This window comes from Enterococcus sp. DIV1224, from assembly GCF_050555455.1.
GTDB lineage: Bacteria > Bacillota > Bacilli > Lactobacillales > Enterococcaceae > Enterococcus_B > Enterococcus_B lactis.
The window spans coordinates 61,684-84,264 of the sequence record NZ_CP187859.1 but is presented as its reverse complement, the minus strand read 5'-3'; the positions used below and the strand labels follow the sequence as shown (position 1 = coordinate 84,264).

The 22,581-nt window shown below is 40.1% G+C and carries 35 protein-coding genes; 1 reads left to right on the top strand and 34 read right to left on the bottom strand.

Features of this window, described 5'->3' with window-relative positions:
- Nucleotides 1–70: 70 nt before the first annotated feature.
- Nucleotides 71–2,740 carry a YfhO family protein gene (locus IGK53_RS00445; RefSeq protein WP_002329758.1) on the top strand — a complete coding sequence of 890 codons (2,670 nt, stop codon included), beginning with the start codon at nt 71–73 and terminating at the stop codon, nt 2,738–2,740.
- A 332-nt stretch (nt 2,741–3,072) separates the two neighbouring features.
- Here IGK53_RS00445 and truA read toward each other — a convergent pair whose 3' ends face one another.
- From truA to tuf, 34 genes are all read right to left on the bottom strand, one after another.
- Nucleotides 3,073–3,819 (bottom strand): tRNA pseudouridine(38-40) synthase TruA, encoded by a 747-nt coding sequence (gene truA / locus IGK53_RS00440; protein WP_002329759.1) that lies wholly within the window; start codon nt 3,817–3,819, stop codon nt 3,073–3,075.
- A 203-nt stretch (nt 3,820–4,022) separates the two neighbouring features.
- Nucleotides 4,023–4,820 (bottom strand): energy-coupling factor transporter transmembrane component T family protein, encoded by a 798-nt coding sequence (locus IGK53_RS00435; RefSeq protein WP_002315505.1) that lies wholly within the window; start codon nt 4,818–4,820, stop codon nt 4,023–4,025.
- A complete protein-coding gene (locus tag IGK53_RS00430) occupies nt 4,810–5,679 on the bottom strand; it encodes an energy-coupling factor ABC transporter ATP-binding protein (RefSeq protein WP_002329760.1) in 870 nt (289 codons plus the stop codon). Before IGK53_RS00430 ends, IGK53_RS00435 begins: the two co-directional genes overlap by 11 nt.
- Nucleotides 5,655–6,494: an energy-coupling factor ABC transporter ATP-binding protein gene (locus IGK53_RS00425; RefSeq protein ID WP_002290456.1), complete on the bottom strand. Its 840-nt coding sequence runs from the start codon at nt 6,492–6,494 to the stop codon at nt 5,655–5,657. The genes IGK53_RS00430 and IGK53_RS00425 overlap by 25 nt, the downstream gene beginning before the upstream one ends.
- Nucleotides 6,495–6,765: 271 nt before the next feature.
- Nucleotides 6,766–7,146 carry a 50S ribosomal protein L17 gene (rplQ, locus tag IGK53_RS00420; protein ID WP_002288716.1) on the bottom strand — a complete coding sequence of 127 codons (381 nt, stop codon included), beginning with the start codon at nt 7,144–7,146 and terminating at the stop codon, nt 6,766–6,768.
- Between the two features lie 27 nt (nt 7,147–7,173).
- Nucleotides 7,174–8,112, bottom strand: a complete 939-nt coding sequence (locus tag IGK53_RS00415; protein ID WP_002288715.1) for a DNA-directed RNA polymerase subunit alpha — start codon at nt 8,110–8,112, stop codon at nt 7,174–7,176.
- A gap of 79 nt (nt 8,113–8,191) precedes the next feature.
- A complete protein-coding gene (gene rpsK / locus IGK53_RS00410; protein ID WP_002288714.1) occupies nt 8,192–8,581 on the bottom strand; it encodes a 30S ribosomal protein S11 in 390 nt (129 codons plus the stop codon).
- A gap of 27 nt (nt 8,582–8,608) precedes the next feature.
- Complete coding sequence (gene rpsM, locus IGK53_RS00405; protein ID WP_002288713.1) at nt 8,609–8,974, bottom strand: 30S ribosomal protein S13; 366 nt, start codon at nt 8,972–8,974, stop codon at nt 8,609–8,611.
- Between the two features lie 17 nt (nt 8,975–8,991).
- Complete coding sequence (rpmJ, locus tag IGK53_RS00400) at nt 8,992–9,108, bottom strand: 50S ribosomal protein L36 (RefSeq protein ID WP_002288710.1); 117 nt, start codon at nt 9,106–9,108, stop codon at nt 8,992–8,994.
- A gap of 32 nt (nt 9,109–9,140) precedes the next feature.
- A complete protein-coding gene (infA, locus tag IGK53_RS00395) occupies nt 9,141–9,359 on the bottom strand; it encodes a translation initiation factor IF-1 (RefSeq protein WP_002288695.1) in 219 nt (72 codons plus the stop codon).
- 190 nt (nt 9,360–9,549) lie between these two features.
- Entirely contained in the window at nt 9,550–10,197 is a 648-nt protein-coding gene (locus IGK53_RS00390; RefSeq protein ID WP_002288690.1) for an adenylate kinase, read from the bottom strand.
- 61 nt (nt 10,198–10,258) lie between these two features.
- Nucleotides 10,259–11,554, bottom strand: coding sequence for a preprotein translocase subunit SecY (secY, locus tag IGK53_RS00385; RefSeq protein WP_002288688.1), 1,296 nt, complete (start codon nt 11,552–11,554; stop codon nt 10,259–10,261).
- The gene (gene rplO, locus IGK53_RS00380; RefSeq protein ID WP_002288687.1) at nt 11,554–11,994 is read right to left on the bottom strand and encodes a 50S ribosomal protein L15; all 441 of its coding nucleotides are present in this window, start codon (nt 11,992–11,994) and stop codon (nt 11,554–11,556) included. Before rplO ends, secY begins: the two co-directional genes overlap by 1 nt.
- 43 nt (nt 11,995–12,037) lie before the next feature.
- Nucleotides 12,038–12,217, bottom strand: a complete 180-nt coding sequence (gene rpmD / locus IGK53_RS00375; protein ID WP_002290455.1) for a 50S ribosomal protein L30 — start codon at nt 12,215–12,217, stop codon at nt 12,038–12,040.
- A gap of 14 nt (nt 12,218–12,231) precedes the next feature.
- The gene (gene rpsE, locus IGK53_RS00370) at nt 12,232–12,732 is read right to left on the bottom strand and encodes a 30S ribosomal protein S5 (protein WP_002288681.1); all 501 of its coding nucleotides are present in this window, start codon (nt 12,730–12,732) and stop codon (nt 12,232–12,234) included.
- Between the two features lie 20 nt (nt 12,733–12,752).
- Complete coding sequence (gene rplR, locus IGK53_RS00365) at nt 12,753–13,109, bottom strand: 50S ribosomal protein L18 (protein ID WP_002288679.1); 357 nt, start codon at nt 13,107–13,109, stop codon at nt 12,753–12,755.
- A 160-nt stretch (nt 13,110–13,269) separates the two neighbouring features.
- Entirely contained in the window at nt 13,270–13,806 is a 537-nt protein-coding gene (rplF, locus tag IGK53_RS00360) for a 50S ribosomal protein L6 (RefSeq protein WP_002309839.1), read from the bottom strand.
- A gap of 31 nt (nt 13,807–13,837) precedes the next feature.
- Entirely contained in the window at nt 13,838–14,236 is a 399-nt protein-coding gene (rpsH, locus tag IGK53_RS00355) for a 30S ribosomal protein S8 (protein ID WP_002288675.1), read from the bottom strand.
- Nucleotides 14,237–14,271: 35 nt separating this feature from the next.
- Entirely contained in the window at nt 14,272–14,457 is a 186-nt protein-coding gene (locus IGK53_RS00350) for a type Z 30S ribosomal protein S14 (protein WP_002288673.1), read from the bottom strand.
- Between the two features lie 18 nt (nt 14,458–14,475).
- Entirely contained in the window at nt 14,476–15,015 is a 540-nt protein-coding gene (gene rplE, locus IGK53_RS00345; RefSeq protein WP_002288671.1) for a 50S ribosomal protein L5, read from the bottom strand.
- Nucleotides 15,016–15,042: 27 nt separating this feature from the next.
- Nucleotides 15,043–15,351, bottom strand: coding sequence for a 50S ribosomal protein L24 (gene rplX, locus IGK53_RS00340; RefSeq protein ID WP_002288670.1), 309 nt, complete (start codon nt 15,349–15,351; stop codon nt 15,043–15,045).
- 36 nt (nt 15,352–15,387) lie between these two features.
- Nucleotides 15,388–15,756 (bottom strand): 50S ribosomal protein L14, encoded by a 369-nt coding sequence (gene rplN / locus IGK53_RS00335; protein WP_002288669.1) that lies wholly within the window; start codon nt 15,754–15,756, stop codon nt 15,388–15,390.
- A gap of 57 nt (nt 15,757–15,813) precedes the next feature.
- Nucleotides 15,814–16,080, bottom strand: a complete 267-nt coding sequence (gene rpsQ / locus IGK53_RS00330) for a 30S ribosomal protein S17 (RefSeq protein ID WP_002288668.1) — start codon at nt 16,078–16,080, stop codon at nt 15,814–15,816.
- 24 nt (nt 16,081–16,104) lie between these two features.
- On the bottom strand, nt 16,105–16,293 hold the full coding sequence (rpmC, locus tag IGK53_RS00325) for a 50S ribosomal protein L29 (RefSeq protein WP_002288664.1): 189 nt from the start codon (nt 16,291–16,293) through the stop codon (nt 16,105–16,107).
- Complete coding sequence (gene rplP / locus IGK53_RS00320) at nt 16,283–16,717, bottom strand: 50S ribosomal protein L16 (protein WP_002288661.1); 435 nt, start codon at nt 16,715–16,717, stop codon at nt 16,283–16,285. The genes rpmC and rplP overlap by 11 nt, the downstream gene beginning before the upstream one ends.
- 2 nt (nt 16,718–16,719) lie before the next feature.
- Complete coding sequence (rpsC, locus tag IGK53_RS00315) at nt 16,720–17,376, bottom strand: 30S ribosomal protein S3 (protein WP_002288659.1); 657 nt, start codon at nt 17,374–17,376, stop codon at nt 16,720–16,722.
- 13 nt (nt 17,377–17,389) lie between these two features.
- Nucleotides 17,390–17,737: a 50S ribosomal protein L22 gene (gene rplV / locus IGK53_RS00310; RefSeq protein ID WP_002290452.1), complete on the bottom strand. Its 348-nt coding sequence runs from the start codon at nt 17,735–17,737 to the stop codon at nt 17,390–17,392.
- Nucleotides 17,738–17,759: 22 nt separating this feature from the next.
- The gene (rpsS, locus tag IGK53_RS00305; RefSeq protein WP_002288655.1) at nt 17,760–18,038 is read right to left on the bottom strand and encodes a 30S ribosomal protein S19; all 279 of its coding nucleotides are present in this window, start codon (nt 18,036–18,038) and stop codon (nt 17,760–17,762) included.
- A gap of 42 nt (nt 18,039–18,080) precedes the next feature.
- Nucleotides 18,081–18,914, bottom strand: a complete 834-nt coding sequence (gene rplB / locus IGK53_RS00300) for a 50S ribosomal protein L2 (protein ID WP_002290451.1) — start codon at nt 18,912–18,914, stop codon at nt 18,081–18,083.
- Nucleotides 18,915–18,952: 38 nt separating this feature from the next.
- Nucleotides 18,953–19,243 (bottom strand): 50S ribosomal protein L23, encoded by a 291-nt coding sequence (gene rplW / locus IGK53_RS00295; protein WP_002290449.1) that lies wholly within the window; start codon nt 19,241–19,243, stop codon nt 18,953–18,955.
- Nucleotides 19,243–19,866 carry a 50S ribosomal protein L4 gene (gene rplD, locus IGK53_RS00290; RefSeq protein WP_002290446.1) on the bottom strand — a complete coding sequence of 208 codons (624 nt, stop codon included), beginning with the start codon at nt 19,864–19,866 and terminating at the stop codon, nt 19,243–19,245. The genes rplW and rplD overlap by 1 nt, the downstream gene beginning before the upstream one ends.
- 27 nt (nt 19,867–19,893) lie before the next feature.
- Nucleotides 19,894–20,523 (bottom strand): 50S ribosomal protein L3, encoded by a 630-nt coding sequence (gene rplC / locus IGK53_RS00285; protein WP_002290445.1) that lies wholly within the window; start codon nt 20,521–20,523, stop codon nt 19,894–19,896.
- 30 nt (nt 20,524–20,553) lie between these two features.
- Nucleotides 20,554–20,862, bottom strand: a complete 309-nt coding sequence (gene rpsJ / locus IGK53_RS00280; protein WP_002290443.1) for a 30S ribosomal protein S10 — start codon at nt 20,860–20,862, stop codon at nt 20,554–20,556.
- A 404-nt stretch (nt 20,863–21,266) separates the two neighbouring features.
- Nucleotides 21,267–22,454: an elongation factor Tu gene (gene tuf, locus IGK53_RS00275; RefSeq protein ID WP_002290442.1), complete on the bottom strand. Its 1,188-nt coding sequence runs from the start codon at nt 22,452–22,454 to the stop codon at nt 21,267–21,269.
- Nucleotides 22,455–22,581: the final 127 nt, after the last annotated feature.

The following is a 22,581-nucleotide window of genomic DNA, read 5'->3' as shown; positions in this document are numbered from 1 at the left end:
TTTTAAGCAGAGAAAAACAAGGATATGATAAACTAAATACAACTTCATAGAAATTTGGTGGAAAATAAATATGAAAAAAAATTTAAAGTCATTTTTTAGAGAAAACGGACGCTACGCAGCAGCTAGTTTCCTGATTCCGTTTTTGATTTTAGCACTTGTTTATCTAAGTATCGGGATCTATCCCGGGAGCAGCAGAAGTATTTTGGCAAGTGATGCCTTTTCACAATTTTCTAATTTTCATGCAAGCTTCCGAAATGTCCTTCTTGGAAAGCAAAGTATTTTCTATACATGGAATGCTTCTCTGGGCTTGAATTATCTGTCTTTGATTTCTTATTATCTCGGCGGGATCTTCACGCCACTGGTTTTCTTCTTTCCAAACCAGATGATGCCAGATGCACTTTATGTTCTGACTTTGCTTAAAGTCGGCTGCGCCGGATTAGCTTTTTGGTTTCTTGCACGCACGTTCAAGATTCCTCGCTGGGGGCATGTTGCACTTAGCGTCAGTTACGCATTGATCTCATTCATTACTGCACATTCGGAGATCATCATGTGGCTGGATGCTTTTGTTTATCTTCCATTAGTGATTTTGGGGATTCATCGTGTCATGGATCTGAAACGGCCGAAACTTTTATTCATCAGCTATTTGCTCTTGTTTCTATCCAGTTTTTATATGGGCTTCATGATTGGTGTCTTTTCTTTCTTATATTTTATTGCCCGTCTATTGACAAACTGGTCAGAATACAAAAAATCGATTGTTCCTTATGGGATCACTTCTTTACTGGCAGGCGGCGCTTCAATGATCATTGTATTGCCAGCAGTACTGGATCTTCGGTCAAATGGCGAAGCATTGAGTCAAATCACTACGTTGAAAACAGAAGCGACTTCTTATCTGGATCTGATCATGAAAAACATGATTGGTGTTTATGACACAACAAAATACGGTTCGATTCCGTTCATTTACGCAGGTCTGCTTCCGCTGGTCCTTTGCTTGTTTTATTTTGCCAGTCGGAAAGTACCGTTGAAAAATAAGTTTTTGTACGGTGGTCTTTTCGCCATACTTATCGCAAGTTTTTATCTTGTTCCATTGAATTTGTTTTGGCATGGTATGCATGCACCGAATATGTTTTTATTCCGTTATGCCTATCTGTTCTCTTTCTTAGTTCTCCTGCTTGCAGGAAAAGGATGGGAAAGGATAGAACAAGACGATCGTGGGCTGTTGTTAGGAATCATTTTGGTCGTAGCTGCTCTCTTTGCGGTGGCATGGGGCATCAAACCTGAAGGAAGCTACACCTATGTGACGATGACTTCCTTTGTATTGACAGTTGTTTTCTTAGGGATCTATGCTTTTGCTGTGGGATTTTATCAGCATAAAAAACTTTCCTTCAACCATCTAAGTATATTGTTGTTATTGATCATGTCCGCTGAGGCATTAGTCAATACGAACAGCATGATCCATGGTATCCTTGATGATTGGAATTATGCTTCCCGCAGTTTGTATACGGATCCTTATCCTGACTTGAAAGCTCTTGTAAATGAAACAAAAGAAGATTCTGACTCGTTTTACCGCTTGGAAAATCTGGATCCGGTATCGCCAAATGATTCGATCAACTACGGTTACAGCGGCATCAGCTTGTTTTCTTCTATAAGAAATCGTAATTCTTCCTCTTATCTGGATACATTAGGGTTCCGTTCAAGAGGAACAAATTTGAATATCCGCTACAATAATAATACTTTGCTGATGGATGGCTTTACAGGAATCAAATACAACATTTCTAAGAACGAAAGCACGTTCAGCAAATATGGCTTCCGCCAAGCTGGTCAAAGCGGCGACTATACACTGTATCAGAATGTCAATGCATTGCCACTGGCATTTACCGCACCGTTATCCGTTAATGATATTGAGCAGCCCGTAACAGATAATTTAACTAGTCAGACAAATTTGATCAATACATTATCTGGTCTAAATGAACAGTATTTTACATTCTATACGCCTACTTTGAAGAATCAGTTAAATACGACGATCACAAAAACAACGACTGGTGTGACTTATTCAGAGACGGCAGATAATCAACCAAAAGAGCTCACATGGGAAGTCCATGTACCTGCAAATACACAAGCTTACTTAAGCTTATTCCCAACCAATTTTGCACAATTAGAAAGTTCTAGTGCAACGATCACTGTCAATGGTACATCAAGGAAAACGCAAATCAATATTTCTGGACAATACTATGATCTTGGCTATTACCCCCAAGAGACAACGGTGACATTTACTGCAAGTTTTTATGGGACGAAAGAAGTAAGTTTCATGGAGCCGAAAGTCGTTGGTCTAGATGTTGTAGCCTATCAAGCCGCAATGAATCAGATCAAAGAAAAAGGTGTCGAAATGGAAGCCTCTGGCAGAAAAGCTTCTGGAACTGTAGATACCGCAGAAGATTCTATGTTGGTGACAACTATTCCTTACGACAAAGGATGGAAAGCCGAGATCGATGGGAAGCCAGTCAAAGTCAGCAACTTCAAAAACGCATTCTTGATGCTAAAAGTTCCAGCAGGTAAACACACGGTTACTTTCAGCTACTTGCCTGAAGGATTTATGATAGGTGCAATCCTTTTTGTACTATGTATTGCATTGTTTATTCTTTATGTCTGGTACCTTGACCGCAATCGCCCCTTTTATGGCACGATTGATCCAACAATAGAAGAAAAACCGCGAAATACACACAGAAGAAGACGAAGAAAATAAAGAAACGATGGAACCTGTTCAGACTGTCCGCATCAAGGGCAATCAAAACAACGTTCCATCGTTTTTTGGTTACAAAAAAGTAGTGTGGCAAAAAGAAGGTTCACTTATCCATGCTTCGTTCACAAGTCGCGATATTCATCAAACGTGAGAAGCTGTTTTTTGAAATTGCTCCTTGTGACTCAGAGTTAAACGGCAGGCTCACGACCTCTTTCTTAAACGGTGTTCAAAAACTTGCATCTGCGGCAATAAGCCCAACCAAACGAAAAATACGAGGAGCTATTTTGGTTTGGCTGTTCTTATTGCTTGATGCAGGACAGCTTTTTTACAACCTCTTATTCATATTTCACTTCATACAAATAAAGTCCTTCAGGGTGTGCTGTAGGTCCTGCTGCATTACGATCTTTTTTCGCAATAATCGCTGGGATACTATCTTCAGGCAATCGGCCATTACCAATTTTCAATAGCGTTCCTACTAAGATACGTATCATCTTATACAAGAAGCCATTTCCCCTAAAAGTAAACAACAGTTCGTCTTTTGTTTCATTGACCTCCATCTTAGCCTCATAGATCGTACGTACTTTATCCTCTATCGAGCTTCCTGATGCACAAAAAGAGGTGAAATCGTGGGTCCCCAATAAATCAGGTAGCGCCCGCTGGATTTTTCCCAAATCAAGTGGGTAAGGATAATAACTGGCATAATGACGTCGAAAGGGACTGCGTGGCTTGCCTATATCCACTCGAAATTGATAAGTTTTTTCTTTGACCAAATATCTTGCATGGAATTCTTCTGAAACGATTTCTACTTGTCTTACAGCGATATCCTCTGGTGACTGGGTATCTAACGCAAAACGCATTCGTTCTAATGGGCGTTCTTCTGGATAATCAAAATGGATCACTTGCCCGATTGCATGTACTCCGGCATCTGTCCTTCCCGAACCAAAGACCGTGATTTCTTTCCCGTTTGCCATTTTTTGTAATGTTTTTTCTACTTCTTCTTGAACAGTACGTCCATTTGGCTGTTTCTGGAACCCATTGAAATTTGTTCCGTCGTATGCAATGATTGCTTTGTAACGTACCATGGTTTTCTCTCCTTTGTTTCTAAAAAGTTGTCTAGAAATAGTGGTTTTTCCAGATAATGTTGTTTGTTCTTTTTTTCAAATAAAAGAAAGAGGCCTGTGACATTAGTCTGCCACAGACCCTAATGCTTCTTGTCATACACTGTTCGCATCCTTTCTTGCAAATAGATTAGCAAGAAAAGGATAGACAGCGGTCCACTGAACGTTTATCCTCTTAAAAAGATCAGCAGCACGGTTAATAATATAAAAGCAATGATAACCATCGTGTCTCTATTATGCCAATGCAAGACACGATATTTCGTTCTTCCTTCCCCGCCCTTGTAGCCCCTTGCTTCCATAGCGGTCGCAAGATCTTCCGCTCGGTTGAAACTGCTGACAAATAAAGGAATCAGCAAAGGAATGACTGCTTTCATTTTCTGAACTAGATTGCCTTCACCAAAGTCAACACCACGCGCGCGCTGAGCGTTCATGATCTTTTCTGTTTCATCCATCAATGTAGGCACAAAACGAAGCGCAATCGACAGCATCAAAGAAATTTCGTGGACTGGGAACCGTACGGCTTTCAATGGACGAAGCAAGTACTCAATCGCATCAGATAATTCCAAAGGCGGTGTAGTAAGCGTGAGTAGCGTCGACATAAAAATAATCAACACGAATCGGCAGAAAATAAAGAGACCGTTCATCACACCAAATTCAGTGATATGGAAAACACCCCAACTCCAATAAGTTTCTCCGCCACTAGTAAACAAGACTTGCAAAGCTACAGTAAAGAGGATCAGCCAAATCAATGGGCGAATACCTCGGATAAAAAATTTCAAGTCTACTTTTGATAAGAAGACAGAAAATAATGTGAAAACTGCCAATACAAGATATGTTTCCCAATTATTTGCTAAAAAAATGATACCAATAAAATAAAAACTGGCTAATAATTTGGCTCGGGGATCCAATCGATGGATCAAGGAATCTCCTGGCATATAACGACCAAATATCAATTTATTCATCATGGGCATTTCCTCCAGCAGAATGGATGATGGCGTCTGCTAATTCTTCAGCTGTCAAAGGTAAGGTAGTGAAGTCCATCCCTTTAGCCATTAATTCTTCTGCAAATTCTGTGGCAGTAGGTACACCTAACTGTTTTTCTTTTAGCCATTCGATGTTTTGAAAAACCTCTTGAGGCTGCCCACTATTAACGATTCGCCCCTTCTCCAGTACATAGACATAGTCTGCAAAATTGGCTACATCATCCATTAAATGCGTCACTAAAACAATAGTAATCTGTTGTTCCTTATGAAGACGCCAAAACATCTCCATCATTTCTTTTCTTCCCTGAGGATCAAGTCCTGCCGTTGGTTCATCCAATACAAGTACTTCAGGCTTCATGGCAAGCACACCAGCGATTGCTACTCTACGCATTTGCCCTCCTGAAAGTTCAAATGGTGAACGTTCCAAATAGCTTTCATCCAGTCCAACTTGTTCTAATGTTTCTTTTGCTAGTATCAGCGCTTCTTCTTCACTGACACCAAAGTTTTTAGGACCGAAGGCAATATCTTTTGCCACCGTTTCTTCGAATAGCTGTGCTTCTGGAAACTGAAAGACGATGCCGACTTTTTTTCGGATAGGCTTTAGATTTTTATTATCCGTATCTGGCTGAATGTCGCGTTCTCCAATATGGACGGTACCGCTTGTTGGCTTAACAAGCGCATTCAAATGTTGGAGTAAAGTTGATTTCCCGCTTCCGGTATGCCCTACTAATGCAGTATAACTGTTTTCTTTGATCGTCATATTGATGTCAAATAAGGCTCGTTGTTCAAATGGTGTATTCGGCTGATAAGTGAAGTCTACTTGTTCAAAACGGATGTCCATAACCAATCCACCATCCTTTCTTCTGTCATATATTCACTTGGCACATCTACCCCACGTTCTTTCAGTGCACGTTTCAGTTTTTCAGGAAATGGTAGATCTAGACCTAAATCGATCAGTTCAGGCCCCGCAGAAAAGATTTCTTTTGGTGTACCTTCACGGACAAGTTCTCCTTGTCTCATCACTAGTATCCGATTAGCATTAGCTGCCTCATCAATATCATGAGTGATAGATATAACGGTCAATTGACTTTCTTCTTTGATCTTCTTGATCGTAGAAATCACTTCTTCACGGCCTTCTGGATCTAGCATACTTGTTGCTTCATCTAAAATAATGATATCAGGTCGTAAGGCAACCACGCCGGCAATAGCAACACGTTGTTTTTGTCCTCCTGATAAACGAGCAGGCTCGCGTGTAGCAAACTCAGCCATTCTAACTTTCTCAAGTGCATCTTTCACACGTATCAGCATTTCTTCTCTGGGAATCCCTTGATTTTCAAGACCAAACGCAACGTCATCTTCTACTGTCGAACCAACGAACTGATTGTCTGGATTTTGAAAAACCATTCCAACCATTTGCCGGATCGTCCAAATGTTTTCTTCATCCAATACTTGATTTCCGACTTTCACGACCCCTGATTCTGGCAGAAGTAGCCCATTGATTGTTTTGGCAAGTGTCGATTTTCCTGAACCATTGTGTCCAATAATAGCGATCCACTCACCTTTATCAATTGTAAAGGAGACATCTTTCAATGCGGGGCGAAGATCATCTGGCTGGTATTTGTAATTTATTTTCTCTAATTCAATAATTGGCTCCATGATTACTCCTTCTTCATCCTAAAGTTCCTACTAACACTATCAAAAAAAGACAAAATTTTCAATTATTTCTCGCTTAAAATGTTTTTTTATGCCTTCAAGCAGAGCTGTCATGACAGTTAATTGAAGGTATAAAAAAACACTTTATGATGAGTGCTTACTCCCCAAGCGATATTCGCTTGAGGAGCAGCGCTGAGCTAGACTCGGAAAAATATCTTCCAACATCATAACACTCTAAAAGAATCATCTATAAAGTGATGTTATTAGTGTGATTTTAGACAAGTTCTAAGACAACCATTGGTGCACCATCACCGCGTCTTGGTTCTGTCTTCAAAATGCGTGTGTATCCGCCTTGACGTTCTGCGTAACGAGGTGCAATATCGTTGAATAGTTTTTGTAAAGCTGATTCAATGACGATGTCCTCATTTTCTTCACGCACGCTGGCAACTTCATTACGTACGAAAGCCGCAGCTTGACGACGTGCATGCAAATCTCCGCGTTTACCTAAAGTGATCATTTTTTCTGCAGTTGAGCGAACTTCTTTCGCACGAGCTTCAGTAGTCACAATACGTTCGTTGATTAATAAATCAGTTGTTAAATCACGCAACATCGCTTTACGTTGGCTAGATGTGCGTCCTAGTTTACGATAACTCACGTTGGTTTCCCTCCTTCGTAAAAGGTTTTAATCTTCTTTACGTAAACCTAAACCTAAGTCGTGCAATTTTGCTTTAACTTCTTCTAATGATTTACGTCCTAAGTTACGGACTTTGATCATTTCAGGCTCAGATTTATTTGTAAGTTCTTGTACAGTATTGATTCCTGCACGTTTCAAACAATTGTAAGAGCGAACAGACAAGTCTAACTCTTCGATCGTCATTTCCAACATTTTTTCTTTTTGTGTTTCTTCTTTTTCGACCATGATTTCAGCATTTTTTGCTTCATCAGTTAAGTTCACAAAAATATCCAAATGTTCAGTCATGATTTTCGCAGATAAACTCATTGCTTCTAACGGTTCGATTGAACCATCTGTCCAAATCTCCATCGTCAATTTATCAAAATCTTCACGGTGTCCAACACGTGTGTTCTCAACTTGATAGTTCACACGACGAACAGGTGTGTAGATTGAATCGACTGGAAGAACGCCAATTGGCATATCTTCTTTTTTATTTTCATCTGCTTGAACATAACCACGTCCAGGTTTCACTGTTAAGCGAGCATGGAACGTAGCTCCTTCAGAGACACTACAGATGTACATATCTTTGTTAAGAATTTCTACATCACTATCAACGATAATATCGCCAGCAGTTACTGTAGCAGGTCCGGTAATATCGATTTCAAGGGTTTTTTCTTCTTGGCCATACATTTTCAGCGCTAAGCCTTTAATGTTCAAGATGATTTGAGTGACGTCTTCTCTAACACCTTTGATGGTAGAGAATTCATGCAGTACACCATCGATTTGAATATTAGTGATGGCAGCACCTGGCAAAGAAGATAATAAAATACGACGTAGGGAATTCCCTAAAGTAGTCCCATACCCTCTTTCAAGAGGTTCAACGATGAACTTGCCATAATCTTTTTCTTCATCAATTTTTGCGATTCTTGGTTTTTCGAACTCAATCATTCTTATCTTTACCCCTTTCAAAACGAAAAGTGTCTTGTTCAATGACGTTACTGATAAAACTCAAAATGAGCGGCACTCATTAAACACGACGGCGTTTTGGAGGGCGGGCACCATTATGAGGAACTGGAGTCACGTCACGAATTGCAGTCACTTCTAAACCTGTAGCTTGTAATGAACGAATTGCTGCTTCACGTCCAGAACCAGGTCCTTTAACTGTTACTTCAACAGTCTTTAATCCGTGTTCCATTGCTGCTTTTGTAGCAGTTTCTGCTGCCATTTGAGCGGCAAAAGGAGTTGATTTTTTGCTTCCTTTGAAACCTAATGAACCAGCTGATGACCACGCTAATGCATTTCCGTGAGTATCAGTGATCATGATGATAGTGTTATTGAATGTAGAATGGATATGTGCAATACCTGCTTCTATATTCTTCTTCACACGGCGTTTACGATTCACTTTTTTTGCTGCCATGAAGTTTTAACCTCCTTCACTTAAGAATTATTTTTTCTTGCCAGCGATAGCGCGAGCTGGGCCTTTACGAGTACGTGCATTGTTTTTCGTGTTTTGTCCACGAACAGGCAATCCACGGCGATGACGGATTCCACGGTAAGAACCGATTTCCATCAAACGTTTGATGTTCAAGTTCACTTCACGACGAAGATCCCCTTCAACTTTTAATTTATCTACTTCTGCACGGATAGCATCTGTTTGTTCATTCGTTAATTCACGAACGCGAACATCTTCAGATACACCAGCATCAGCTAAGATCTTTTTAGCAGTAGTGTTACCAATACCATAGATATAAGTAAGTGAAACTACCACACGTTTATCACGAGGAATATCTACTCCTGCAATACGAGCCATATTTATAGCACCTCCAATTATCCTTGACGTTGTTTATGTTTTGGATTTGCTGGGCAAATCACCATAACGCGTCCTTTACGACGAATTACTTTACAATGTTCGCACATTGGTTTTACTGATGGTCTTACTTTCATGATAATACCTCCTGTAGTTTTACGGAGTACAATTATTTAAAGCGATAAGTAATACGGCCACGGTTAAGATCGTATGGAGACAATTCAACCGTTACTTTGTCACCAGGTAAGATACGGATGTAATGCATACGAATTTTACCTGAAACAGTAGCAAGAACTTGGTGTCCGTTTTCTAGTTCAACTTTAAACATTGCATTCGGCAAAGTTTCGACGACTGTACCTTCGACTTCAATCATATCTTCTTTTGCCACGCACAGTACCTCCTTGTACTTGTTTCGCATTTTCACACGATAAAATGGCGGAAACTGCAGTTCCCACCTCAAAATTCTCAAAATGGATCATCTAGAGGATTCTCTAGAAGTCGGACTGACATATTCTATCATAATTTATTGAACTTGACAAGAGTAACTGCATAATGCAAGTCGGCTACGGGCAATCGTGCTATTTTTCAATGATTTTTTGTACATCTGCAAATACAGCATCGATTTCACGAGCACCATCAATAGTGTTTAGCAAACCTTGTTCTTTATAATAAGCCAAGATTGGTTCACTATTTTTGATGTTGATAGCCAGACGATTTTTAACCGTCTCAGGTTTATCATCTTCTCTTTGATAGAATTCATGCCCACCGCAACGATCACATGTGTCTTCAACTTTTGTAGGGTTGAAAATTTTATGGTAAGTTGCTCCACAATTGCTGCAGATAAATCGGCCGGCTAGACGTTCGACCAAGATTTCTTCACCAACATGGATATCGATGACAGCATCAATTTTTTTATTCAAATCTTTTAGCATTGCGTCCAGAGCTTTTGCTTGATCTAGTGTACGTGGAAAGCCGTCTAATAAGAAGCCTTTCTCTGTATCTGGTTCAGCTAGTCGCTCTTTCACGATTCCATTTGTTACTTCATCAGGAACTAATGCACCTTTATCCATATAAGACTTTGCTTCCAGGCCAAGAGCTGTTTCGTTTTGCATCGCTGCGCGGAACATATCTCCTGTTGAGATGTGCGGAATACCATAAGCGTCAATGATTTTTTCAGCTTGTGTTCCTTTACCTGCGCCTGGCAGCCCCATTAAAATGAGGTTCATTGTTTTCCCTCCTAATAAATGTGTGAGAACGTGTGTTGAGGAAGAACCTCAACACGCTTTCTTACTCAATGAATCCAACATATTTACGTTTCAGCATTAAGCCTTCTAACTGTTTCGCAGTTTCTAAAGCTACACCGATAACGATCAGTAAGCTTGTACCGCCTAATCCGATTGATTGTGGAAGATCCCAAACCATTTGAGCAATGATTGGAAGTAATGCCACTAAACCAAGGAAGACTGCACCAACTGTACTTAAACGCATCAGTAATCTTGAGACATACTCTTCAGTCCCCTTACCAGGGCGTACGCTTGGTATATAACTTCCTTGCTTTTGCAAGTTTTCCGCTAATTTCTCAGGGTTTACTTGTACAAAGGCGTAGAAGAAAGTGAAGGCAACGATCAGAATCGTATAAATCGTAGCACCAGGTGCTGTATTATAGTTAAAGATCTCCATCATCACTTTATACCAGTTTTCAGAACCGAATCTACCACTCAATGCTTGTAAAACAGCATTTGGCGTAGCAATAAACGAACTAGCAAAGATAACTGGAATAACTCCAGCTGCATTTACTTTCAACGGCAGATAGCTGCTTGTAGGCGCGCCAGCGACACGTTTCGTATATTGGATCGGGATCTTGCGTTCAGCTTGTTGGAAAAATGTTACGAATGTCACGATCAATAAGACCGCTACTAATAAAATGGCCACAAAAATAGCAGATTTCCATATGTCTGAAGGATCGATATTTATAAAGTAATCTTCATAAATTTCTCTGATACTTTCAGGCAATCTAGAAATGATACCTGCAAAAATGATCATTGATACGCCATTTCCGATACCTTTTTCTGTGATCTGTTCTCCTAGCCAAGTAACAAACATCGTACCGGCTGTTAGAATTAAACCGATCGTTACGTAAGTTGCTACGTTAGGATTATTCACGAAACCTAATTGAGCGTATTGGTTGAATCCAGCAGTGATACCGACAGATTGGATAAATGCCAATACTAATGTCAGATATCGAGTGGCTTGATTCAATTTTTTACGACCCACTTCCCCTTGTTTCGACCATTCAACAAATCGAGGCACGATGTCCATTTGAAGAAGCTGAATGACGATAGAAGCAGTAATGTATGGTGAAACCCCCATTGAGAAAATGGAGAAGTTTTGCATCGCACTACCACTTACCAAGTTCAACATGTTGAAAAATGGCAAAGAAGAAAGGTTTTGCAATGAAGCAGCATTTACGCCTGGTACAGTGATATGTGCACCTAGGCGAAATACAAACAACACAAATACAGTAAATAGGATTTTCGATCTAATGTCTTTTACTTTAAAAGCATCTTTTAATAGTCTAAACATTAGATCACCTCGATTGATCCACCAGCCGCTTCAATTGCTTCTTGAGCTGCTTTAGAGAATTTTGCTGCTTTCACAGTTAATTTCTTGTTTAGTTCCCCGTTAGCTAATACTTTGATTCCAGCTTTTTCGTTTTTCACGATTCCAGCTTCAACTAAAGCAACAGGAGTTACTTCAGCTCCGTCTTCAAAGCGGTTCAATACATCAAGATTGATGACTGCATAGTCTTTACGGTTCACGTTTGTGAATCCTCGTTTTGGTAAACGACGGAACAATGGTGTTTGTCCCCCTTCAAATCCTAAACGCACACCACCGCCTGAACGGGCTTTTTGTCCTTTTTGTCCGCGTCCGGCAGTTTTTCCGTTACCAGATGAAGTACCACGACCAACACGGTTACGTACTTGGCGTGAACCTTCAGCAGGTTTTAATTCATGAAGTTTCATAGGTTTGGCACCTCCTTAATGTTCTAGTTCTGATTTTTTTTAATTAAACTTCTTCAACGTCCACTAGGTGAGAAACAGTATTGATCATGCCTTTAATTGCTTCATTAGAAGGCTTAACCACTGAACTGTTAATCTTTGTAAGACCTAACGCTTTAACTGTATCGCGTTGGTTTTGAGGACGTCCGATAATACTGCGTTTTAAAGTAACTTTTAATTCAGCCATTATTGTTGTCCTCCTTATCCGATTAATTCTTCAACTGATTTGCCGCGAAGTTCTGCAACTTCTTCTGCACGTTTCAATTGTTTCAAACCTTCAACTGTTGCGCGAACAACGTTGATTGGTGTATTTGAGCCTAAAGATTTAGAAGTGATATCTGCTACCCCAGCTAATTCTAATACGGCACGAACTGGTCCGCCAGCAGCAACCCCAGAACCTTCTACAGCAGGTTTCATTAGGATTCTACCACCACTAAAAGCACCGATTACTTCGTGTGGGATTGTTGAACCAACCATAGGTACTTCAACTAAGTTTTTCTTCGCATCTTCAATTGCTTTACGGATTGCTTCAGGAACTTCTTGAGCTTTACCTGTACCAAATCCTACGTGTCCGTTTTTGTCACCGACAACAACTAAAGCAGCAAAACGTAGACGACGTCCACCTTTAACAACTTTTGTTACACGGTTAATTGCAACAACGCGGTCTTCTAATTCCAAATGTTTTGGATCGATATAAACCATGAATGGTATTCCTCCTTCTTCTAAAATTCTAGTCCATTTTCGCGAGCTGCTTCAGCTAAAGCTTGCACACGGCCATGGTAAAGGTATCCACCACGGTCAAAGACTACTACTTTAATGCCTTTTTCAGCTGCACGTTCAGCAACTAGTTTACCGACAGCTTGTGCTGCTTCTGTTTTTGTTCCACCTGAAATTTCTTTATCCAAGGTAGAGGCACTTGCTAGCGTTACACCCGCTACGTCATCAATAATTTGAGCGTAGATGTTTTTGTTAGAACGAAAAACGTTCAAGCGTGGGCGCTCAGCAGTACCAGAGATATTGTTACGTACACGACGATGTCTCTTTTGACGTGTTTTGTTCTTATCTGGTTTTGTAATCACAATTGTCACCTCTTTGTTTTTATTGTACTACTATTTCAAGCAGTAAATACGTTTCGAAAAATAGAAGCTGCGGCACAAGTAGAAATTTATTTTTTTGAAGGTAAACTTCAGCCAAATACCTTTTTCCTGCTGCTGGCTTCTATGCAATTTTTCTAAACGATTATTTACCAGTTTTACCTTCTTTACGGCGTACATATTCGCCAACATAACGAATACCTTTACCTTTATAAGGTTCTGGAGGACGAGTTCCGCGAATATTTGCAGCTAATTCGCCAACTTCTTCTTTGTTCGCACCTTTAACAATTACTTGTGTGTTAGCTGGTACTTCAACAGTTACTCCAGCTGGTGGTGTGATTTCTACTGGATGTGAGTAACCAACGTTCAATACAAGTTTTGATCCTTGTAATTGTGCACGGTACCCAACCCCGATTAGTTCTAACGCTTTTTGGAATCCTTCGCTGACACCTACAACCATGTTGTTGAAGTTCGCACGAGTTGTTCCATGAATTGTTTTCATTTCTTTACTGTCGTTTGGACGAGTGAAAGTCACTTCGTTTCCTTCGATATTCATTTTGATATCTGCTGAGAAAGTACGAGTCAATTCACCTTTTGGTCCTTTAACTGTAACGTTGTTTCCTTCTTGAGTAACTGTTACTCCTTCAGGGATCACAACGACTTTATTTCCGATACGGCTCACTTAAAGACACCTCCTTGTAGATTCTACTTGATTACCATACGTAAGCGATAACTTCGCCGCCGATATTTTTTTCACGAGCTTCTTTATCAGTGACAACACCTTCAGAAGTCGAAATGATTGCGATACCTAAACCGTTCAATACTTTTGGTACTTCGTCAGCTTTGACATAAGCACGCAAACCTGGTTTAGAGATACGTTTTAAGTTTGTGATAACACGTTCGCCGTTTTTACCAAATTTTAGGAAAACACGGATCACGCCTTGTTTGTCATCTTCGATGTATTCAACATCACGAACGAAACCTTCACGTTTCAAGATTTCAGCGATGTCACGTTTAATTTTTGATGCAGGTACTTCTAAAGACTCATGTTTAACCATGTTTGCGTTACGGATACGAGTTAGAAAATCTGCAATTGGATCTGTCATGACCATTGATCTTTTACCTCCTTCTTATGCGAATTTACTTTTTACCAGCTAGCTTTCTTCACGCCGGGAATTTGACCTTTATAGGCAAGTTCGCGGAAGCAAATACGGCAAAGATGGAACTTACGATAAACTGAATGTGGACGTCCGCAACGTTCGCAACGAGTATAAGCTTGTGTTGAAAATTTTGCAGGACGTTTGTTTTTAGCAATCATTGATTTTTTAGCCACGTAGTTCGCCTCCTTTAATTATTTTTGGAATGGCATGCCTAATTGTGTCAACAACTCACGAGATTCTTCATCAGAGTTTGCTGTTGTTACAATAACGATGTCCATACCACGTACTTTATCTACTAAATCATAATCTACTTCTGGGAAGATCAATTGTTCTTTAATACCTAAAGTATAGTTTCCACGACCGTCAAAGGCTTTTTTACTTACACCATGGAAGTCACGTACACGTGGTAGTGAAACTGAAACCAATTTATCTAAGAATTCGTACATTCTTTCTCCGCGCAATGTAACTTTTGCACCAATTGGCATTCCTTCACGTAAACGGAATCCAGCGATTGATTTTTTAGCTTTTGTAATCATTGGTTTTTGACCAGTGATCAAAGTTAATTCTTCAACTGCTTTATCTAAGTTTTTAGCGTTTGATACCGCATCACCAACACCCATGTTGATGACGATTTTTTCAACTTTAGGTGTTTGCATAACAGAGCTATAGTTAAATTTTTCCATCAATGATGGAGTTACTTCTTTAAGATATTTTTCTTTTAGGCGGTTCATTCAGTAAGACCCTCCTTCCTTAAACTTTTATTTATCTAAAACTTCACCGGTTTTTTTAGAAACACGGACTTTTTTGCCGTCTACTTCTTTGTAGCCAACTCGGCCAGCTACACCAGTAGAGTCAACCACCATCACGTTAGAAACATGAATTGGCGCTTCCATCTCAACAATTCCACCTTGAGGAGCAGCTTGAGAAGGTTTTTGGTGTTTTTTAACGACATTTACACCTTCGACAATAACTTTATCTTTTTTCGGGAACGCTGCTAGTACAACGCCTTCTTTGTTTTTGTCTTTTCCAGTGATAACTTTAACTTTATCGCCTTTTTTAACAAACATAACTGTTTCGCACCTCCTTTGATAAGTGTCTCAAGATTATAAAACTTCTGGTGCTAGTGAAACGATCTTCATGAAGTTGTTTTCACGTAGTTCACGTGCAACTGGCCCAAAGATACGTGTTCCACGAGGGCTTTTATCATCACGAATAATCACTGCAGCATTTTCATCAAATTTAATATATGAACCGTCTGTACGACGAGCTCCTGATTTTGTTCGAACGATAACGGCTTTAACGACGTCACCTTTTTTGACAACCCCACCTGGCGTTGCTTGTTTAACCGTAGCAACGATCACATCACCGATGTTAGCAGTTTTACGACCAGATCCACCAAGGACTTTGATCGTCAAAATTTCACGTGCGCCTGAGTTATCAGCGACTTTTAAACGACTTTCTGCTTGGATCACGTTGTGTATCCTCCTTTCAGATTTTGCATTCAATCTATATAGGAAAATCTCGTGTTATTAGATAATAACTGCTTCTTCGACTACTTCCAACAAACGGAAACGTTTTGTAGCTGATAATGGACGAGTTTCCATAATTCTCACGATGTCGCCAACTTTTGCTGTGTTGTTTTCATCATGCACTTTGTATTTCTTAGAATAGTTCATGCGTTTGCCATAGATAGGGTGGTTTTTCTTTGTTTCGACAGCAACGGTAATTGTTTTATCCATTTTGTCTGAAACCACGCGACCTTGATAAACTTTGCGTTGATTTCTTCCTTCAGTCATACGCTTAATGGCCTCCTTCCATAATTACTTAGCTTGTTCACGCAACACAGTTTTGATGCGTGCAATCGATTTACGTACTTCTTTAATACGTGCAGTGTTTTCTAATTGACCTGTTGCTAATTGGAATCTAAGATTAAACAATTCTTCTTTTAATTGTTTTTCTTGATCAAGCATTTCGGCAGTGGTTAATTCTCTGATTTCTTTAACCTTCATTCGATTCACCACCCATTTCCTCACGTTTTACGATCTTAGTTTTCATTGGTAATTTGTGAGAAGCTAGACGTAACGCTTCACGAGCTACTTCTTCAGGAACGCCTGCGATTTCAAACATGATTTTACCACGTTTTACTGGTGCAACCCATCCTTCAGGTGCCCCTTTACCAGAACCCATACGTACCCCAATTGCTTTGGCAGTATAAGATTTGTGAGGGAAAATTTTAATCCATACTTTCCCACCACGTTTCATGTAACGAGTCATTGCGATACGAGCAGCTTCGATTTGGCGGTTTGTGATCCAATGTGAATCAACAGCTTGCAAACCGTATTCACCGAATGCTACTTCTTTTCCGCCTTTAGCTTCCCCGCGCATTTTTCCGCGGAATTCACGACGGTGTTTTACACGTTTAGGTACTAACATGATTATTTCCCTCCTTTCTCAGTGTTTTTTTTAGTTGGAAGAATTTCTCCACGATAGATCCACACTTTAACTCCTAGTTTTCCGTATGTTGTATCTGCTTCTTCCCATGCGTAATCAATGTCCGCACGTAAAGTATGAAGAGGAACAGTTCCCTCTGAGTATCCTTCTGAACGAGCGATATCTGCTCCGTTTAGACGACCAGATACTTGAGTTTTGATACCTTGAGCGCCAGCACGCATTGAGCGTTGGATCGCTTGTTTTTGAGCGCGACGGAAAGCAACACGGTTTTCTAATTGACGTGCGATTCCTTCACCTACTAATTTTGCATCTAGATCTGGTTTTTTGATTTCCACGATGTTGATGTGGATTCTTTTACCAGTTAATTTGTTTAATTCTTTTCTTAGGCTTTCGACTTCAGAACCGCCTTTACCAATAACCATACCTGGTTTAGCTGTGTGAATTGAAATGTTTACGCGACCTGTTGCACGTTCGATTTCAACTGTTGATACAGCAGCATCAGCAAGTTTAGTTGAAATAAATTTACGGATTCTTAAATCTTCGTGTAAGAACTCAGCATACTCTTTTTCAGCATACCACTTAGCATCCCAGTCGCGGATGATGCCTACACGCATTCCAATTGGATGTACTTTTTGACCCACTGATTATCCCTCCTTATTTTTCTGATACGACTACCGTGATATGACTTGTACGTTTGTTGATTGGAGAAGCTGATCCTTTTGCACGAGGACGGAAACGTTTCATTGTAGGTCCTTCGTTAACAAAAGCTTCGGTTACTACCAAGTTTTCAACATCTAAGTCAAAGTTATTTTCTGCATTCGCAACTGCTGACATCAATACTTTTTCAATGATTCCAGCAGATTTGTTTGGTGTGAATTTCAAGATTGAAATTGCATCTGCGACACTTTTACCTCTGATAAGGTCAATTACTAAACGGGCTTTTCGAGGTGAAGTGCGAACTGTTTTTGCAGTTGCTTTAGCTGATGTGATTTGTTCTGCCATTTGGATTTATCCTCCCCTCAAATTAGCGTTTCGTTTTCTTATCGTCAGCAGCATGTCCACGATAAGTTCTTGTAGGTGCAAATTCACCTAATTTGTGTCCTACCATGTCTTCTTGGATGTAAACTGGTACATGTTTACGTCCATCATAAACTGCGATGGTATATCCAACAAAACTTGGGAAAACTGTTGAACGGCGTGACCAAGTTTTGATAACTTTTTTCTTTTCAACCCCTGCTTGAGCTTCAACTTTTTTCATTAAATGCTCATCGACAAAAGGTCCTTTCTTTAAACTACGACCCATGGTGAACCTCCTCTCAAAATGTGCGACACATGGTCAAAGTAATTATTTATTTTTGCGACGACGAACAATAAGTTTGTCTGATTTAGCTTTTTTGTTACGAGTTTTGTAACCAAGAGCTGGTTGACCCCAAGGAGAAACTGGTGCTTTACGTCCAATAGGAGCTTTACCTTCACCACCACCGTGTGGGTGATCATTAGGGTTCATTACGCTACCACGTACAGTTGGGCGTTTACGCATCCAACGAGAGCGTCCAGCTTTACCGATGTTGATTAATTCGTGTTGTTCGTTACCTACAGAACCGATTGTTGCGCGGCATGCAGCTAAGATCATACGAACTTCACCAGAGTTCAAGCGGATCAATACGTATTTGCCTTCTTTACCAAGTACTTGAGCACTTGTACCAGCAGAACGGATCAATTGTCCACCTTTACCAGGTTTCATTTCAATGTTGTGGATAACAGTACCAACTGGAATGTTTTCTAATGGAAGAGCATTTCCGACTTTGATATCTGCTTCTGGACCTGAAACAAGTTTCATACCCACTTCTAGTCCTTTAGGTGCTAAGATGTAAGCTTTCACTCCATCTTCATAGTGTACTAACGCGATGTTAGCTGAACGGTTTGGATCATATTCGATCGTTTGAACAGTTGCAACAACGTTGTCTTTGTTACGTTTGAAGTCGATCACGCGATATTGGCGTTTGTGTCCGCCACCTTGATGACGTACAGTGATGCGGCCGTTGTTGTTACGTCCAGCATGGTTTTTCAATGGTTGTAACAATGATTTTTCAGGTGTTGATGTTGTGATTTCAGCAAAATCAGAACCTGTCATGTTACGACGACCATTTGAGGTAGGTTTGTACTTTTTAATCGCCACGTTTTTCCCTCCTAATTTAATGAGTTATCTATTAGTGCTTATTCAGCAGCTTCGAATAATTGGATTTCTTTTGAATCTTCAGTCAATGTAACGATCGCTTTGCGACGTTTTTTTGTATATCCTGCATATTTGCCCATACGTTTGAATTTCGCACGTACGTTCACGATGTTCACGTTTTTGACTTTAACGTCAAAAGCAGCTTCTACCGCTTGTTTTACTAAAGTTTTGTTTGCGCGAGTGTCCACTTCAAAAGTGTATTTCTTGTCATCCATGGCAAGCATTGATTTTTCAGTGATCACTGGGCGTTTGATTACGTCTAGTAAGTTCATTATGCAAGCACCTCCTCAATTTGAGTAAGAGCAGTTTGTGTTGCTAACACTTTTGTATTTGATACAACGTCTAGCACACTCACATTATCAGAAGTTACTACAGAAACGTTTGGTAAGTTACGTGCTGATAAAGCAGCAAAGTCGTTACCTTTTTCTAGAACAACCAATACTTTAGAGTCGATAGATAAGTTAGCAAGAACTTGTTTGAATTCTTTTGTTTTTGGTGCGTCGAAGTTCAAGCCTTCGATTGCTACCAAGTTGTTTTCAGCAACTTTTTCTGACAATACAGATTTCATTGCTAAACGACGAACTTTTTTAGGAAGTTTGTAGCTGTAAGAACGTGGTGTTGGTCCAAAGACTACGCCACCTCCACGCCATTGTGGTGAGCGGATAGATCCTTGACGTGCACGACCTGTTCCTTTTTGACGCCATGGTTTACGTCCACCGCCACGAACAGCGCTACGGTTTTTAACCGCGTGTGTTCCTTGTCTTAATGACGCACGTTGCATTACGATTGCATCGTAAACAACACTTTCATTAGGTTCAATTCCGAAGATTTCTTCGTTAAGTGTGATTTCACCGTTTTGGCTTCCATCTTGTTTGAATAATGCTACATTCGGCATTCCTTAGTTCCTCCTTTCTTCCTACAATTATTTAGCTTTCACAGCTGATTTGATAGTGATTAAAGATTTTTTCGCTCCAGGAACATTACCTTTGATCAAGATAACATTTCTTTCTGCATCTACACGTACAACTTCCAAGTTTTGGATAGTTACGCGGTTGCCACCCATACGGCCAGCAAGACGTTTGTTTTTGAATACACGGTTAGGTGCAACTGGACCCATTGACCCAGGACGACGATGGTAACGAGAACCGTGAGCCATTGGTCCGCGGCTTTGTCCGTGGCGTTTGATAACCCCTTGGAATCCTTTACCTTTCGTAGTACCTGTTACATCAATAATGTCTCCTGCTTGGAAAACATCTACTGTAATTTCTTTTCCTACTTCATATTCTCCTAGCTCAACATTTTTGAATTCACGAATGAAGCGCTTAGGAGCCGTGTTTGCTTTTGCAACATGACCTTTCGCAGGTTTGTTTGATAAAACTTCACGCATATCTTGGTAACCAACTTGAATAGCTTCGTAGCCATCCGTTTCCATTGTTTTCACTTGTAGTACTACGTTTGGCGTAGCTTCTACAACAGTAACTGGAATTAATTCACCAGATTCAGTGAAGATTTGTGTCATTCCCACTTTTTTCCCTAAGATTCCTTTGGTCATGAGTACACCTCCATTATTTTTGTTTTAGTTTTATAATTTGATTTCGATGTTTACACCAGATGGTAAGTCTAGCTTCATCAAAGCATCAACAGTTTTTGGTGTTGGGTTCACAATGTCGATAAGACGTTTGTGTGTACGCATTTCGAATTGTTCGCGTGAATCTTTGTATTTATGAGTCGCACGAATGATTGTGTAAAGACTGCGTTCAGTTGGTAATGGAATTGGACCAGACACGCTAGCTCCAGTTCTTTTTGCAGTTTCCACGATTTTATCCGCTGATTGATCTAAAATACGGTGTTCATACGCTTTTAAACGGATACGAATTTTTTGTTTTGCCATCTTGTTCCCTCCTTCGCCTATTTTGAAAAGTAGACATAGCTCCACGAAAATTTCCGTCACGCTCGTTCGTGGCAAAGCGTCCGGGCGTGTCGCAACCTCTCGTTTCTTAGCCGACGAAATCATTCTGATTACGTCTGTGCAATTCACTAAAGTAAACGCACCTTTGTCATTATAATATATATAAACTCACAACGCAAGGCTTTTTCTTGTAAAAAACATTTTGTTTTCATAAAGTTTCATTTAGAAAATACTGATTCTTTTATTTCGCGTTCCTTCTATTATAATACCCTGTCTTTTCTTTCCTGATCCTGCAATAAATAAAAAAGCTCGGAAACAAAGATCCTGAGATCTTCATTCCGAGCGATTACGTCCGAATAAATGTTGCTTAGTTTTGCTTAATTCAATTAAGCTTTGATTTCTGTAACGACACCGGCACCAACTGTACGTCCGCCTTCACGGATTGAGAATTTAGTACCGTTTTCGATAGCGATTGGGTGGATTAATTCAACTTCCATTGTTACGTTGTCGCCAGGCATAACCATTTCAGTTCCTTCTGGTAATTCAACAACACCTGTTACGTCAGTTGTACGGAAGTAGAATTGTGGACGGTAGTTAGTGAAGAATGGAGTATGACGTCCACCTTCTTCTTTTGTCAACACATATACTTCTGCAGAGAATTTTGTATGAGGTGTGATTGTACCTGGTTTAGCTAAAACTTGTCCACGTTGGATGTCTTCACGTGCAACACCACGTAGTAAAGCACCAATGTTGTCTCCAGCTTCAGCGTAGTCTAACAATTTACGGAACATTTCAACACCAGTAACTGTTGTTTTTGAAGTTTCTTCAGCAATACCAACAACTTCAACTTCGTCACCAACGCGAACTTGTCCACGTTCAACACGACCTGTAGCAACAGTCCCACGTCCAGTGATTGAGAACACGTCTTCAACTGGCATCATGAATGGTTTGTCGTTGTCACGTTCTGGAGTTGGGATGTATTCGTCAACTGCAGCCATCAATTCAAGAATTTTTTCTTCGTATGAAGCGTCGCCTTCTAAAGCTTTCAAAGCTGATCCAGCAACTACAGGAACATCGTCACCAGGGAATTCGTATTCTGTTAATAGGTCACGAACTTCCATTTCAACTAATTCTAGTAATTCTTCGTCATCAACCATGTCTACTTTGTTCAAGAATACAACGATGTAAGGAACACCAACTTGACGAGACAATAGGATGTGTTCACGAGTTTGAGGCATTGGGCCATCAGCAGCAGAAACTACCAAGATAGCTCCGTCCATTTGAGCAGCACCAGTGATCATGTTTTTAACGTAGTCCGCGTGTCCTGGGCAGTCAACGTGAGCGTAGTGGCGTGTATCTGTTTCATACTCAACGTGAGCTGTTGAGATTGTAATTCCGCGTTCGCGTTCTTCTGGAGCACCATCGATTTGATCGTAAGCCATAGCTTGGCCGCCGTTTTTCTTAGATAGTACAGTTGTGATTGCAGCTGTTAATGTAGTTTTACCATGGTCAACGTGTCCGATAGTACCAATGTTAACGTGTGGTTTAGAACGGTCAAATTTTTCTTTTGCCATTTTAAAATGTCCTCCTAAAAATACAATATATTTTTTATTTGTCTGATAGGTATATGATGTACACAAGGTACACCACATGCCCATATCATCGATAATTATTTTACACGAAACTATATTAAAAATATAG